Consider the following 14032-nt stretch of genomic DNA (forward strand, 5'->3'; position numbering starts at 1 on the left):
TGGGTTCGATGTCAGAAAGTGAGGACATTCTAATGCCGCATCAAACCCCAGGCAAATCCACAGGTTTAATCGCATCCGGCGCACATTTTCAGCGCCGTTCGTGACGAGTTCGAACGCGTTGCATGCACTTGCTAGGTACGCGGTTTGCTCGTGCCGGACGCCATTGCCACATAGCGTGCGTGCAGGGCTTCCACCTCGCGCTGCAGCGTTTCCAGCGTGGCGGCAGAGTCATTGACGACGACATCGTCGGCGGCTGCCAGACGCGCTTCACGCGTGGCCTGATGCGCGATGATGGCGAGCACCTGATCGCGTGTGAAGGCATTGCGCCGGATCACACGCTCGATTTGCGTGTCCACCGGACAGTCGACCACGAGAATCCGCTCCACTTTGCTGGCGCGTTCGCCCGCTTCAATCAGCAGCGGCACCACGACGATGTGATAGGGCCCTTGTGCTGCATTGCGCTGACGTTCGCTTTCGGCGCGGATCAGCGGATGCGTGATCGATTCGAGTTGAGCCTTAGCAGTGTTATCGGAGAAAACGCGCGTGCGCATCTTTGCGCGATCCAGCGAACCGTCAGCGGCGACGTATTCCGGGCCGAACGTGCTTTCGATTAGCGGCATCGCGACCCCGCCCGGTGCGGTGATCTGGTGCGCAATCAGGTCCGTATCGATCACGGGCACACCACGCGCGGCGAACATGTCCGCCACCGTGGTCTTGCCGCTGCCGATCCCGCCGGTCAGGCCGATGCTGAACATCGTTCAACTCCCTTTTCGTCTTGGTTTATCCGCCGAACATTGCGTAAAGCGGTGTACCGAAAAATAGCGTAATCACGCCGCCCGCCGCGAGAAACGGCCCGAATGGCAGCGGTTCTTCAAACCGCATCTTGCCGATACCCGTAGCCGCCAGGCCGAAGATGGCGCCTGCCACCGCCGACAACAGTACGACCTGCGGGAGCGCTTGCCAGCCAAGCCACGCGCCGAGCGCGCCGAGCAGCTTGAAGTCGCCGTAACCCATGCCTTCCACGCCGCGTACCAGCCTGAACAGCCAATACACGCACCAGAGAAACAGATAACCCGCGATCGCGCCGATCACCGCTTCGTGCAGCGGGACGAATGCCGTGTCGCCGAGATTGACGATCAGGCCGGCCCACAGCAGAGGCAATGTCAGTGTGTCGGGCAGATAGCGGGTATCGAAGTCGATCAGGCTCGCGGCCAGCAGCGTCGCGCATAGGCCGAATGCTGCGAGCGCGATCAGCGCGGGCCCGAACGCAAACAGCGAGAGGGCAGCAAACAGCGCGGTAGCCAACTCCGTCACCGGATAACGAGCGCTGACGCGTGCGTTGCACTTCGCGCAACGGCCACGCAGCAGTACATAACTCACGACTGGAATATTTTCCCACGCCCGCAACACGTGGCCGCAGTGTGGGCAGGCGCTGCGAGGGACGGCGAGGTTGTAGCGGGCGAGGGGTGTGGCGTCGGGCGCGCTGTCATCCGCATCGTCCTCCTTGAGGACAGCGTTCTCCGCTTTCCACGCACGTTCGAGCATGATCGGCAGGCGGTGCACGACCACTGTCAGAAAGCTGCCGATCACCAGCCCGAAGATGATCGCGAAACCATACTGCGCCGCGAGCGGCAAAGCGCCGAACGCGGAACCGTAAGCGTCGAGATAGCGGCCTGAAAACTCCGCCTGATACAAAGGCTGCATGGCTGTCCTGGGTTGAATTCGGCTGCGATGCTACACCACCTACACCACATTCCCGAGTTGAACGATCGGAAGATACATCGCGACGACGAGCCCGCCCACCAATGCACCGAGCACGACGATCACGACCGGTTCACACAGGCTCGCGAACGCACTGGTCTGTTCGTCTACCTGACGGTCGCCCAGTGTAGCGAGATCGAGCAGCATCGCGTCGAGCGAACCGGATTCCTCGGCCACGGCGATAGGCTGCACCACATCCGGCGGAAAGCAGCCAACCGCACGCATGGCGGCTGCGAGCCGCTCGCCGCTTCGAAGGCACCTGGCGATCTCGACGGTGGCGGTATCGAAGATACGGATACCCGTGGCGCTCGACAACGAATCGAATGCACCCGATAACGGCGTGCCCGCCGCCAGCAAGGTGCCGAGCGCGCGACTCCAGCGCGCCACCGCGAGAGCACGTAGCAGGGAACGGGCGAGCGGCAATTTGAGCACGGCGCGATCAAACGCGCTTCGGGCTGCCGGGACGCGCGTTAAAAGCCGCTTGAGCGCGATGCCGGCAACCATGCAAAGGAGCGCGAACGGTCCGCTCCAGCGCGCGACGCCATCCGATAATGCGATCACGAACAAGGTCGGTGCCGGCAATTTAGCCCCGAAACCATCGAAGATGGTCTTGAAGGTCGGCACGACGCCAATCAGCAATCCTGCGGTAATGGCAAGCGATAACAGCAGCACCGCCACCGGATAGGTCAGTGCAGCGCGCAGTTTCGCCCGTTGGGCACCCGCGCGTTCGCGGTCTTCGGCGAGCCGCGCGAGTACGGCCGGCAACGCACCGGCCAATTCGCCGACTGCAACCAGTTGGCAATAAAGCGCGTTGAAGCAGGCCGGATGACGCGCGAGGGCTTCCGAGAAGGTGACGCCCTGCGTGATATCGCGTGCAACTGATCCCACGATGCGTGGCAGGCCACCACGCGAAGGGGTGTCCGCGATGAGCTCCAGACACGGCGCGAGCGGCAAGCCGGCACGCAGCAAGCCGGCGAGTTGGCGGGTGAATAGCGTGACGTCGGTGGCGCGTGCTTTGGGCGGCGGGGCCGAGCCGAGCGCGGTGATCTCGAGCACCGTGACACCGTCGCGCTTTAGCGCAGCACGCGCACTGGTCGAGTCCGCGGCTATTGTCCTGCCACGTTTGTCCGCGCCGTTTGCGTCAACGCCTCGCCAGCCAAAGCGCGTATCGAAGGACAGCCGGCTCACGCCCATGCGAGCTCCGTGGCGTCGGCGGCTTCCACTACGCTTGTCATGCCTTCGCGTACTCTCGCGAACGCGGCGTCGCGCAGGCTCGGCATGCCCTCGCTTTGCGCTTGCCGGGTGACAGCGTGCGTGGCGGTACGTGCGACGATCAGTTCGCGTAGGGAGTCTGAGACCGGCATCAGTTGATGTACACCCACTCGCCCGCGATAACCAATGCCATGACACGCCGCGCAGCCTCGCGGCTCATAGGGCCTGAAACCCGGCTCGAACTCCAGCTCCGAAGGCATGCAACAGGCTTGGCAAAGACGCCGCACCAGTCGCTGCGCCGTAACGAGCCTCAGCGCCGACGCCAGGTTGTACGGCGCGATGCCGATATCGATCAGTCTTGCGATCGCGGCGGGCGCGTCATTCGTATGCAGCGTGGAGAGCACGAGATGGCCGGTTTGTGCGGCCTTTACGGCGACGTCGGCGGTTTCGGCGTCGCGGATCTCGCCCACCATGATCACGTCCGGATCCTGTCGCATGAATGCGCGCAGCGCGACTGCGAAAGTGAGGCCCGCCTTGTCGCGGACGCTGACCTGATTGATACCCGCAAGCTGGATCTCTGCCGGATCCTTGACTGAACAGACGTTGCGCGACTCCGCGTTGAGCATCCGCAGAAAGCAGTACAGCGAGAGAGTCTTGCCGCTTCCGGTGGGACCGGTGACCAGCACAAGTCCGTGCGGCGCGTGGATCGCGGCTTCTATGGTCTTCTGCTGGTCGGGGGTGAGCCCCAGCGCCGCCAGCGATAAATCAGCCGGCAGCGACTCCATCCGACGCAATACGAGTTTTTCACCGAACAGGACCGGCAGCGAATTTACGCGATAGTCCTCCGGGTTCCCGTTTGCCAGCGGCAATCGCAAACGCCCGTCTTGCGGCACGCGCCGCTCGGCAATGTCCATGCGCGCCAACACCTTGATACGCGTGGTGAATGCGTCGCGTAGATGAGGCGGGGGCTTGAGAAAGACGTGCAGTGCGCCATCAATACGCAACCGGATGCGCCACTTATGTTCGCCCGGTTCCACGTGGATATCGGAGGCACCGCGCGCCGCTGCTTCACGCAGGGTATCGGCGAGTAACGCGACGGCGGGTGCGCTGTCGGCGTCCGGGATTGCATCGGCCTGGCGAGCGGATAGCTGTGGTGGTGGCTGCGAAAATGTAACCGGGAGAGAGGACTGCATGGGCATGGCTCGGTGGACGGGATACCCGATCTTGGGCTGCCCCGCGCCTCGTTCCAACTCGGCCGAATGGCTAACGCTTGCACCGCCGAAAAAGCAGGCCGAATGGCTAACGCGGCCCAATGGGTGATTCGCGAAGGCGGAAAGAGCGCAAGCTGATGCAACCCGAGGCCCCATTCGAGACCCGACCCGCCCATGAACCCAACTTCGTCGCTAAGCTTGCTTTCTCAGCACCACGCCTTGCGGCCGGAATATCTTCACGGTACGTATTGCCTGATCGTCGCTGCGCATTACTTCAAAGTGCACGCCTGCAATACGCACGCTCACGTCGCCGTCCGGGATCTCCTCCAGCGTCTCGAGGATCAGGCCATTGAGGGTCTTCGGGCCGTCGGTGGGAAGCGACAGTTTCAGCCAGCGGTTCAGTTCGCGCAGCGGCATGCTCCCCGCCACAATGCATTCGCCTTCCTCGTTCCAGCCGCCACGCGAACCGGCTCCGCGCGGAATGGTTGTGGTGAACTCACCGATCAATTCTTCAATGATGTCTTCCGGCGTCACCAGTCCCTGCAACTCGCCATATTCGTTCACCACGATCGCAATTCGATGCCGGCTTTCCTGGAAGAATTGCAGTTGCTGGAACACGGGCGTGCCGGCCGGGACGAAGTACGGCTCGGCCAACAATTCACGCAAGGTCTCGCGTTCGAATTCCTGGTTATGCAGTGCCGAGAGCGTCTTTCTCACGTGCAGAACACCCAGCACGCGGTCGATGTCGCCCTGATATACCACCAGCTTGTTGTGATAGCAGGTCTCGAGTTGATGCAGGATGGTGTCGAAAGGGGCGTCGAAATCCAGCGCTTCAATCCGGCGGCGCGGGATCATCACGTCGTCAACGGTGATGTTCTCCAGGTCGAACAGGTTCAGCAATATGCTGCGGTGCTTGGTCGGCATGAAGTTGCCCGATTCCAGCACGATGGTGCGCAATTCTTCGGTGGAAAGCCGCTGGTCCCGGCCGCCTTTTGTATTGATATGCAGCACCCTCAGCACGCCGTTCGCGAACAGGTTCACGAACCAGACGAGCGGCCTCGCCACGCGCATCAACGGCGACAAGACCAGGCTGGCCGGGAGCGCGACCTTTTCCGGATACGTCGCGCCCACAATCTTTGGTGCGATCTCCGCAAACACAATGATCAGGAATGCGACAACCCCGGTTGTCACCGACAAGACCAAATTGTTATGGCCAAAAGTGTGCAGCGCGATGGACGTTGTCAGTACCGGAATGATCGTGTTGATCAGATTGTTGCCAATCAGGATCACGCTCAGCAGTTGATCGGTCTTGGCAAGCAGGCCCTGCGTGACGCGAGCGCGCAGCGAACCCTTGGTGGCGAGGTGTTTCAGGCGATGGCGATTGAGCGCCATCATCGATGTTTCGGAAATGGAGAAGAATGCGGACAGAAACAGCAGCAGGAAAATGGCGCAGATTTGCGCCCATAAGGGAATGTGGTCCACGCGCGATCTGGAAAGGGAGGATGGGAAAGACTATAGCAGAGCAGAAAGCGATTGCTTCTCTTGCTCGACAAGCCTTCCGGACAATGGTTCGACCTACCCGATCCTCCCCAGGCGGTTACTGGCTACAACTGAAACTCGCTGCTGAATTGACATCGCCGCCCGTGTATTTCGGCCAGGTCGGGTAACGGCACAGCGGCCGCGTACGCCCGGCGGTCGCGGCTGTCGAGTCCGTGACGGTGAGCGTTTCCGGCGCCGTGCCGTTTTCCACCCATTGTTCCAGTGCGCCGAGCGAATCGACTTGCGGCAGGAACGGTCCGGTGCCGTGGCCAACACCCGGCATCAGGTAGAAGCGCACGAAGCTGTCAACCGAAGCCTGACCGAACTTCTGCACGAGCGCGTTGTAGTAGTCGACCGACGAGTCCGTGCTGACGATCTCATCGGCGAGACCGTGAGTGATGATCGCTTTGCCGCCCTTCGCAATGAAGGCTGAGAGGTCGGGGTTGGTCGCATCGCTTTCGGCGGAGACTTGCTGGACTTGCGCCTGGTACGTGGCCGGATTAAGCGGATCGAAGGTGAGCGAATTGAACGTAGGGATACGCGTGATGAAGTACTTCACCCACTGGTCACCCGTGACCCACTGGTTCGCGTCGTTCTTGCCGGCGGGGTTGGCTGGTATTGGAGAAGTGCCAAAGTTGCGTGTGGTGTACGGACCCGCGAACACGGAGCCGGCGAGGATGTTGTACCCGGCGTAGCGCGTGACGCCGTTCGCGAGCGGATAGGGTAGTAGCAGCGGCGAAGCAATGGTGTTCACGGTTGCGATCTGGGCGTCGGAAAGACAGGTGTCTCCCGTGTCCTTGCCGGCCGGGCAGCGCAGGGCGGCGAGCACGGCGGGCGCCTGGAGCTTGCAGGCCGCAACGTTCGAGATGATACCGTCGGCCACGCCGTCCAGCGTATCGCAGGCTTTCATCACGGCGTTTTCCAGCAGTACGGTCTTGTTCACGTCGAACCAGCCTGCGCCGTTATTCAGATAAAGCGCGCGGCCAAGCACGACGTTGGAAAGCCGCAGACCTGTGTAGCTCAGCGCGGGCCGGTTCACGACAATGCCGTCATAGTCGGCGGGCCATCGCTGGATCACGGTGAGGCCGTCACGGCCGCCGGTCGAGCTGCCGAAGAAATAGGTTTTCGTGGGCGCGGCGCCGTAACGGGCCTTGAGCAACAGCATGGCGACGTCATGGGTTTTTTTCAGCGTCAGGCCACCGTAGTTGGCGAGCGCTTCATCGTTCGCGGCGAACGAGCCGTCGGTGATGCTTTTGCTCTGGTGGCCGGAGTCATCGCCGAAGGTCACATAGCCGCGTGCAAGCGGTGTCGATGAACCGGCCGGCGCCATGTCGAGTGCGGCAAGGCCGGTGATGAGCGTGCCGTCGAAACCGCCGCCGCCGTATTGCAGCGCCTTTTTGTTCCATGCAGTGGGTAAGTTGACTTCGAAATTGATGTTCGGCGCGGTTGCATCGACGGGCGCAATGGTGCCGTTCACCTGGCAATACTCGCCGGACGTGCTAGACGCAGCGACCAGCGTTGCGCTTGCTACTGTGGCGCCGTTGCTGGCCGCCCCAATCGACGCCGCCGCGATCTTCGTCCCGCCCAGCGCTGTGCACGCGGCGGCGGACGAAACAGGCGGCGTGGGGGGCGTGCTGTCGTTGTTCGACGATGAACCGCCACAACCGGCCAGCGTCGCGACGACAAGGGATACGCCGCAAGCGGCGATGGTGTTTTTAATCATGCTGTCTCCAAATGTTTATTAACTGCTGCTTCATTGGAAAAACGACCCAAACGAGCCAGCCAAACGCCGGCCGATAAACAGAAAAAGAAACCAACGTCGCATCGTCCAGGCGACAGCAGTCCCGTCGCGGAGGCAACGTTCTTTGGTGTTGTAGTGAGTCGCGCTGTGTTTAGTCCGTCGCGCCGGCAGTCGATGAATCGACCACGTTTGCGAGTCGTTCCACGTTAAACAGCGCTCGCACGCCTTCGCTCGAAGCGAGCATCGCCGCGCCGTTGTGGCCTACGCCGGCGACTTCCCAGCACCGATGTTCGAGCGCCGGGTGGCGTGCCTTGAGGTACGAAAAATAAGAACGCCCACGCGCGAGCCGATGGGGTCCTTGCGCTTGTGCTGCACACGAACGGTCGAGCGCGTCGTGGTGTGGATCGCAATCCTGCTGGCCGAGCAGATAAACAACGTCGCTAGCCGCATAGCGTGTTTCGAGTCCATCGAACGACGCGGACTCCGCGTAGCGCGGCACGCGCTGTACGCCGTACTTCCAGTCATCCACGCCGGGGCACGCGGCGGTATTGGCGGGACGCAGAACGCCGTCCGCGCAGGGTCGCATCGAATCGAAGTACACGTACGACGATGGATTCGCGATCACGTACCGGCGCTGCACGCCAGGCACGTTGCGGGCGGCACCCACTATCGCGTATCGGTGCGCGACCTGTGCGCCACCCGAATGCCCGGCGATCACCACTTCGCGCAGAGCCGGATAACGCGCAAGATCCGCGAATTGCTCGACGAATGCATCGAGGACATCGAAGGAGCTGAGCGGAGCGGGACCGAGCGCGTCGTCGCCGCCCATCCATGAGGTCCATTCCCAGTGCAGCATATCGGCCGACAAGCCGTGCGCCGAAATATCCGCGGTGGCCAGGAACTGCGGCACGAGCAGCAGCGTACCGGCGGGATCGGTCGATGCCGCCGCCAGCGCGCGTTGCGCCGAGAGCAGGTAGGCATCGGCATCGCGCAGGCGGCCATGCAGCAGGATCACGATTCGCGAAACGTCCGCGGCATCGCGATCTTCCATCGACCGGTAAAACGGCACCATACCCGCGCCGCGTGGCGTAACCACGCGCAGCCGTTCATTGCCGACAGCGCTCACCGGACGCTCATTGCGAGCTTTATGGGAGGAGTTCATCTCAATCCAGCGGGAGCGCATCGGGATCGCGGCGCAGACGCCGTCCGGAACGGGTCAGCCCGACCAGCGCAAGCGAGACGAAGCCCGCGAAGATCAGGTAATACGCCGGCACGATATTCGATCCGGTGACGGTGATCAGCGTGGAGACGGTCAGCGGCGCGAGGCCTCCGAACAGCGTCACCGCGATGTTGTATGAGAGGGCGACGCCGGTGGACCGCGTGGCGGTGGGAAACAACTGCGTGAGCATGCCGGGATGCGGTCCGGACATCAGGCTCAGCACTACGGTCGCGACCATTTGCGCGGCGAAAACGCGACCTGGCGTGGGGGACGCGAGCACCCATGCAAACAGCGGATACGCGATCACGACCCAGACAATCGTTACCGGAAAGAACAATCGGTACGCGCCGATCCGGTCCGCCAGTTTCCCCGCGAGTGGATAACCCACGATGGAGACCAGCCCCGACACCGCCGTGCCGAACAACGCGTTCTTGAGCGGTAAATGCAACTGGCGCTCGACGTACAGCGGCATGAACGTGTGCCACAGGTAATTCGTCGCCGTGCCGACGATGATCACGCCCATCGCGCACAACGACGCGTCGCCGCGTTGCCGGAAAAAGCCGCGAATGGTCTGGCGTGGCGTGTGGCCTAGCCGTTCGCGCAACTGCACGAATTCGGGCGATTCAGCGACTTTATGGCGGATATAAAACCCCACCGGTCCGACGAGCGCGCCGACCAGGAACGGCACGCGCCAGCCCCACGATTCAAGCGACGCCCGATCCAGATTCGATGTCAGGAAATAACCGAACGCCGACGAGAGCACGAGCGCCACCGCCTGCGACGTCATCTGGAAGCTGCCGAAGTACATTTTCTTGCCGCGTGGCGCGTATTCCGTGAGCATCGCGGCGGCCGTGGCGAACTCTCCGCCAACGGATAAACCTTGCATGACGCGTGCAAGCAGCACAAGCAAAGGCGCGGCGATCCCGATGCTGGAGTAGCCGGGTGTCAGGCCCATCAACAAGGTGCTGGCGGCCATCAGCAGGATGAGCATGGAGAGCGTCTTGCGGCGCCCGACGCGATCCGCATACGCGCCGATCGCTATCCCGCCGAGCGGTCGCACAATAAACCCGACCGCAAATGTCCCGAGCGTCAGCGCTGTTGAAAGCGCTGTGTTGCCTACCGGGAAAAATACGTGCGCGATGATCTTCGCGAAGTAGCCGTAGATCAGGAAATCGAACCATTCCAGCCCGTTGCCGATCACCGACGCCAGCACGGCGCGGCGAATCTGCGACTTGCTGAGCGACGCCAACGACGGCGGCGGATGGTCGGTCGCGTTGGGTGGGAAGGTGGTTTCCATACGTCTCCTGATCCGTGCATTTATGTGTATTTGAGTCGAAGAGTACGAAACGGGATGGCAAATGTAAAATACATATCGGATGGCGTTGCCATATCTATGACATATGTGAGGCCTGTCGATGGAACTGCGTCACCTGCGGTACTTCCTCACCGTCGCCGAAGAGCGCCAGTTCACGCGGGCGGCGGCGCGGCTGCATATCCAGCAGCCGCCGTTGTCGCAGCAGATTCAGGAGCTCGAACGTGAGCTGGGGTTCGCCCTTTTCACGCGCTTGCCGCGTGGGGTCGAGCTGACATCGGCGGGCGCGGCGTTTGAGGTTGATGCCCGCGCCGTGCTCGACGCGCTCGACCAAGGCGTGGTCAACGCCCGGCGGGTGGCGAACGGCCAGCTCGGCTCCGTGCGGATCGCACTGACGAGTTCGGCGGCATTCCATCCGCTCGCCACCGCCGTGATCCGCCGTTTTCGCGCGACGCATCCGGATATCGCCATCGACCTGAACGAGATCAATGCCGCCGACATCATCGAACGGATGATGAATGGACGCGTCGATGCAGGCATCCTGCGCAAGCCGATCGAGACGCCTGCCGAATTGCGCTTCGACCTGCTGCACGAAGAGCGCATGGTGCTCGTGCTGCCGGTCGGCCACGCTCTGCTGCCGGCGAAAGGCGTGCGCCCGGGCAAACAACTGCGTGTACCGCTGAAGTCGCTCGCCGGGGAGTCGTTCATCTTTGTGCGGCGGCCTGGTGCGCCGGGCATGTACGCCGACTTCATCCGCGCTTGCGAGGCGGCGGGATTCAAGCCGGACGTGGTGAGCGAAGTGCCGCGCATGCTGAGCGCCATCAACCTGGTGGCGGCGGGCGGCGGCATTACGCTCGTGCCGGCATCCATGCAGCGATACCAGCAAGAAAGCGTGGTGTATTGCGCTGTCTCCGGTGACGAGGCGTTCTCCGCGCCGCTGCACCTTGTCACGCGCCGCGACGCGGCGAATCCGGCTGCGCTGCGATTCGCGCAAGCGGTGCTGGCGTTTGCATCGCCGCACGCGCAAGGCGCAGAGGGCGCTTAAAGCCGCCTGAAGCTGCCAATATATTTCGACGCCTTACCTGACAAACCCGCTACAAACGTAAGTTCGCGTTTTCCCGCAGAATCGATGGAATAAAACGGCGCCACGGCGCGTTTGGATCGTGTCGTCTGCAAACACTCGCGCTTGAACAACCCCGGCGCGGCAGGGCGCAGAACTATCCAGCCGATCCCCATTTTTCGCACGGAGTTTCAATGTCCACGCATGCCGCCAATCTGGCGTCGAAACCGCCACAAACCGAGATGCCGTTGCGCTATACGCGTACCGCAATGGTCCTGCACTGGCTCATTGCGTTGCTGATTATCTGCAACGTCGTGCTGGGACTGACGGCGGAATCGTTTCCCGATTCATGGGTGCGTCCGGTCGTCGATACCCATAAGTCCATCGGCATTACCGTTCTCGGGCTGGTGCTGCTGCGCATCTTGTGGCGTGTTTCGCATCGGCCGCCGCCGTTGCCGAAGGCATTTCCGAAGTGGGAACACGTGGCCGCTCACATCGCGCACTTTCTGCTGTATCTGCTGATGATCGGTTTGCCGTTGTCCGGCTGGCTGCACGACTCGGCGTGGAAAGACGCCGCTACCCATCCGATGCATCTGTTCGGCGTGATTCCGTGGCCGCGTCTGGGGTTTGTGATGCACCTCGATCCGGTGCTGAAGGAATCGTTGCACGATCGTTTCGGCGCGTTGCATGCGTGGCTGGGTTATGCGCTGTACGCACTTCTAGCGATGCACGTGGGCGGCGCGCTCAAGCATCAATGGATCGACAAGAAGTCGGTGATTTCGCGGATGGTGCCGTGATGGATGTGAAACTACACGGCGTCCCCATGCGAACGAAAAAGACCGCACCCCAGTCAACCCAATCGGATCCGCTTTTGACACGCTCGCTGGAAGATGCGCTCGCGCAGGCTTCGCCGCGCATCGCGCCGCGCCCGGTCACGCTCGCGAGCGTGCTGATTCACGGCGGCGTGCTCATGCTGTGGCTCGTGTTGTTCGCCCGCGCGTTTTTCCTGCACGGCGTGGTGGCATGGTCGACGGGCATCGCCTACGTGGTCTACGACACCTTGCTGCTGATGTTCGTCGCGGCGAAATCGTGGACACTCGTCAGGCCGCCCAAGCCGCTTGACCGCAAGCAGCGCGAACGCGCATTGCCGAAGCTCGGCGTGATAGTGGCGTCGCACAATGAAGCGGTGGTGCTGCCCAACACGCTTGCGAAATTGCTCGGGCAAACGCATGGCGCGGCGCAAATCGTGATCGCCGACGATGGTTCTTCCGATGGCACCGCCGAGCTTCTCACGCAGCGCTTCGGCCTTGTCGCGCCGGCGGAGGGTGAGTTGAGCGCGGCGTCGACGCTGCATCCGACGCTCTTTTGGCTGCGCGTGGCGCATGGCGGCAAGGCGCGTGCGCTGAACGTGGCGATCGAAAAGATCAGTACGCCGATAGTGATGACCGTCGATGCCGATACGCGTCTGGCCGACGACGCCGTCCTCGCGATGCGCAGCGCGTTCGCAGCTCGGCCGAATCTGGTTGCGGCGGCGGGCATCCTGGTGCCGGTGTGCAGCAAAACGATCAGCGGGCGCTTTTTCCAGTGGTTCCAGACGTACGAGTACATCCGCAATTTCATCGCGCGGTTTGCGTGGATGCGTGCCGATAGCCTGCTGCTGATCTCCGGCGCGTTCGCCTCGTTTCGCCGCGATGCACTACTGGCCGTCGGCGGTTTCGATCCGCAATGCCTGGTGGAGGATTACGAGCTGATTCACCGGCTGCGCCGTCATGCCGTCGATCACGGTCTGGACTGGGACGTGCGGGTAGTGGGCAACGCGCATGCGATTACGGACGCGCCCAGTTCGTTCAGCGGTTTCATGCGGCAGCGGCGGCGCTGGTTTGCGGGTTTTTTGCAGACGCAATACTGGAATCGCGATATGACCGGCAACCGGCGTTACGGCACGCTCGGTTTGCTGATGTTGCCCGTGAAGGCATTCGATACCGTGCAGCCTATCTACGGCTTGACGGCGTTCGCGTTGCTGCTGGGGTTTATCGTGGAGCGGCGTGGCGCAATTGTCTTGCCAATTTTCAGTGTGATCGGCGCGAAGATTCTTATCGACTTCGCGTTCCATTTGTGGACCGTGCATTTGTACCGGCGCTGGACGGGAGACACGGCCGGGTCGAGCCTGTGGATGGCGGTCGTGACGGCTGTGGTCGAGCCGTTCACGTTCCAGTTGCTGCGCCATACGGGCGCGGCGCTGGGCTGGATCGACTTTCTCGGCGGCTCACGTGCATGGCGCGTGCAGACGAGGGCGGGGCTCGCAGCGGCGGACGAGGCCTGATGACGGCATACGCCGCGGCGCGTTGATCGTTGATATACGACCTGATCATCGCGCCGCGGTAATCATCGAGCGTATCGCACCACCATGCTCGACGACGCCAGTACATGCCCCTTCATTGCGGCGATCAACGCGTCGCGATCGAGAGCGGGAGGCAGGGCATTGGCGGCGAGATCGAGCGCGTAGGCTTGCACCACATAATGATGCGGTGCATCGCCATGTGGCGGGCAGGGTCCGTAATAACCGTCCTTCCCCGTCCGGTTGATTCCACCGATACTCCCCGCCGGCGGGGGCCCACCTTCGGCCAGCGTGGTCGTCGTAGCAGGAATCCCGTAGAGAACCCAATGCACGATGCCAAGGCCGCGCGCGCCGTCGGGATCGAAGATAGTGACCGCAAAGCTTTCGGTGGCGGGCGGCGCATTGCTCCACGCGAGGGGCAACGAGACATTCTTGCCACCGCAATCCTGCGCGCTGGCGGCATGGCGGGAATCGAGGGTGGCGTTATCGGTGAGGCTGGGCGAGGTCAGCGTGAAGCGCTCATCGGCGATTGCCACAGCTGTCAGGAAACATCCCGCGCCAATCACGGCAACGCGCAAAAGCCGCTTCGTGCGGCGCATGCCTGGATCACTCTTCATTGTTCTTCTGGCCTTAGGTCTC

At 62.4% G+C, this 14032-nt stretch carries 12 protein-coding genes; 3 read left to right on the plus strand and 9 right to left on the minus strand.

Annotation, left to right across the window (positions count from 1 at the left end; all coding sequences use genetic code 11):
• Positions 1 to 131: 131 nt before the first annotated feature.
• From coaE to ABH944_RS26150, 8 genes are all read right to left on the minus strand, one after another.
• On the minus strand, positions 132 to 755 hold the full coding sequence (coaE, locus tag ABH944_RS26115) for a dephospho-CoA kinase (protein ID WP_404610312.1): 624 nt from the start codon (positions 753 to 755) through the stop codon (positions 132 to 134).
• 25 nt (positions 756 to 780) lie between these two features.
• A complete protein-coding gene (locus tag ABH944_RS26120; RefSeq protein WP_404610311.1) occupies positions 781 to 1704 on the minus strand; it encodes a prepilin peptidase in 924 nt (307 codons plus the stop codon).
• 39 nt (positions 1705 to 1743) lie between these two features.
• Complete coding sequence (locus tag ABH944_RS26125) at positions 1744 to 2955, minus strand: type II secretion system F family protein (protein ID WP_404610310.1); 1212 nt, start codon at positions 2953 to 2955, stop codon at positions 1744 to 1746.
• Positions 2946 to 4166: a GspE/PulE family protein gene (locus tag ABH944_RS26130; protein ID WP_404610309.1), complete on the minus strand. Its 1221-nt coding sequence runs from the start codon at positions 4164 to 4166 to the stop codon at positions 2946 to 2948. The genes ABH944_RS26125 and ABH944_RS26130 overlap by 10 nt, the downstream gene beginning before the upstream one ends.
• A gap of 210 nt (positions 4167 to 4376) precedes the next feature.
• On the minus strand, positions 4377 to 5666 hold the full coding sequence (locus tag ABH944_RS26135) for an HlyC/CorC family transporter (protein ID WP_062081449.1): 1290 nt from the start codon (positions 5664 to 5666) through the stop codon (positions 4377 to 4379).
• A 115-nt stretch (positions 5667 to 5781) separates the two neighbouring features.
• Positions 5782 to 7446 (minus strand): tannase/feruloyl esterase family alpha/beta hydrolase, encoded by a 1665-nt coding sequence (locus ABH944_RS26140; RefSeq protein ID WP_404610308.1) that lies wholly within the window; start codon positions 7444 to 7446, stop codon positions 5782 to 5784.
• Positions 7447 to 7615: 169 nt separating this feature from the next.
• Positions 7616 to 8626, minus strand: a complete 1011-nt coding sequence (locus ABH944_RS26145) for a hypothetical protein (protein WP_404610307.1) — start codon at positions 8624 to 8626, stop codon at positions 7616 to 7618.
• A 1-nt stretch (position 8627) separates the two neighbouring features.
• The gene (locus ABH944_RS26150) at positions 8628 to 9980 is read right to left on the minus strand and encodes an MFS transporter (protein WP_404610306.1); all 1353 of its coding nucleotides are present in this window, start codon (positions 9978 to 9980) and stop codon (positions 8628 to 8630) included.
• 118 nt (positions 9981 to 10098) lie between these two features.
• Here ABH944_RS26150 and ABH944_RS26155 point away from each other — a divergent pair, with 118 nt between their 5' ends.
• The 3 genes from ABH944_RS26155 to ABH944_RS26165 all read left to right on the plus strand — a co-directional run bounded on the left by ABH944_RS26155 (position 10099) and on the right by ABH944_RS26165 (position 13378).
• Positions 10099 to 11040, plus strand: coding sequence for a LysR substrate-binding domain-containing protein (locus ABH944_RS26155; protein ID WP_404610305.1), 942 nt, complete (start codon positions 10099 to 10101; stop codon positions 11038 to 11040).
• Positions 11041 to 11249: 209 nt separating this feature from the next.
• The gene (locus ABH944_RS26160) at positions 11250 to 11852 is read left to right on the plus strand and encodes a cytochrome b (RefSeq protein WP_404610304.1); all 603 of its coding nucleotides are present in this window, start codon (positions 11250 to 11252) and stop codon (positions 11850 to 11852) included.
• Between the two features lie 26 nt (positions 11853 to 11878).
• Entirely contained in the window at positions 11879 to 13378 is a 1500-nt protein-coding gene (locus tag ABH944_RS26165; RefSeq protein ID WP_404659540.1) for a glycosyltransferase family 2 protein, read from the plus strand.
• A 62-nt stretch (positions 13379 to 13440) separates the two neighbouring features.
• Here the strand turns inward: ABH944_RS26165 and ABH944_RS26170 are convergent, their stop codons facing one another.
• Positions 13441 to 14010 (minus strand): YbhB/YbcL family Raf kinase inhibitor-like protein, encoded by a 570-nt coding sequence (locus ABH944_RS26170; protein WP_404610302.1) that lies wholly within the window; start codon positions 14008 to 14010, stop codon positions 13441 to 13443.
• Positions 14011 to 14032 lie beyond the last annotated feature (22 nt).

The organism is Caballeronia udeis, from assembly GCF_044909315.1.
GTDB lineage: Bacteria > Pseudomonadota > Gammaproteobacteria > Burkholderiales > Burkholderiaceae > Caballeronia > Caballeronia udeis_A.

Excerpts from the sequence above, each read along its gene's own strand:
- ABH944_RS26130 (WP_404610309.1), bottom strand. The coding sequence starts at position 4,166 with ATGCAGTCCTCTCTCCCGGTTACATTTTCGCAGCCACCACCACAGCTA.
- ABH944_RS26160 (WP_404610304.1), top strand. The coding sequence starts at position 11,250 with ATGTCCACGCATGCCGCCAATCTGGCGTCGAAACCGCCACAAACCGAG.
- ABH944_RS26170 (WP_404610302.1), bottom strand. The coding sequence starts at position 14,010 with ATGAAGAGTGATCCAGGCATGCGCCGCACGAAGCGGCTTTTGCGCGTT.
- ABH944_RS26140 (WP_404610308.1), bottom strand. The coding sequence starts at position 7,446 with ATGATTAAAAACACCATCGCCGCTTGCGGCGTATCCCTTGTCGTCGCG.
- ABH944_RS26125 (WP_404610310.1), bottom strand. The coding sequence starts at position 2,955 with ATGGGCGTGAGCCGGCTGTCCTTCGATACGCGCTTTGGCTGGCGAGGC.
- ABH944_RS26150 (WP_404610306.1), bottom strand. The coding sequence starts at position 9,980 with ATGGAAACCACCTTCCCACCCAACGCGACCGACCATCCGCCGCCGTCG.
- coaE (WP_404610312.1), bottom strand. The coding sequence starts at position 755 with ATGTTCAGCATCGGCCTGACCGGCGGGATCGGCAGCGGCAAGACCACG.
- ABH944_RS26165 (WP_404659540.1), top strand. The coding sequence starts at position 11,879 with ATGCGAACGAAAAAGACCGCACCCCAGTCAACCCAATCGGATCCGCTT.
- ABH944_RS26145 (WP_404610307.1), bottom strand. The coding sequence starts at position 8,626 with ATGAACTCCTCCCATAAAGCTCGCAATGAGCGTCCGGTGAGCGCTGTC.
- ABH944_RS26120 (WP_404610311.1), bottom strand. The coding sequence starts at position 1,704 with ATGCAGCCTTTGTATCAGGCGGAGTTTTCAGGCCGCTATCTCGACGCT.
- ABH944_RS26155 (WP_404610305.1), top strand. The coding sequence starts at position 10,099 with ATGGAACTGCGTCACCTGCGGTACTTCCTCACCGTCGCCGAAGAGCGC.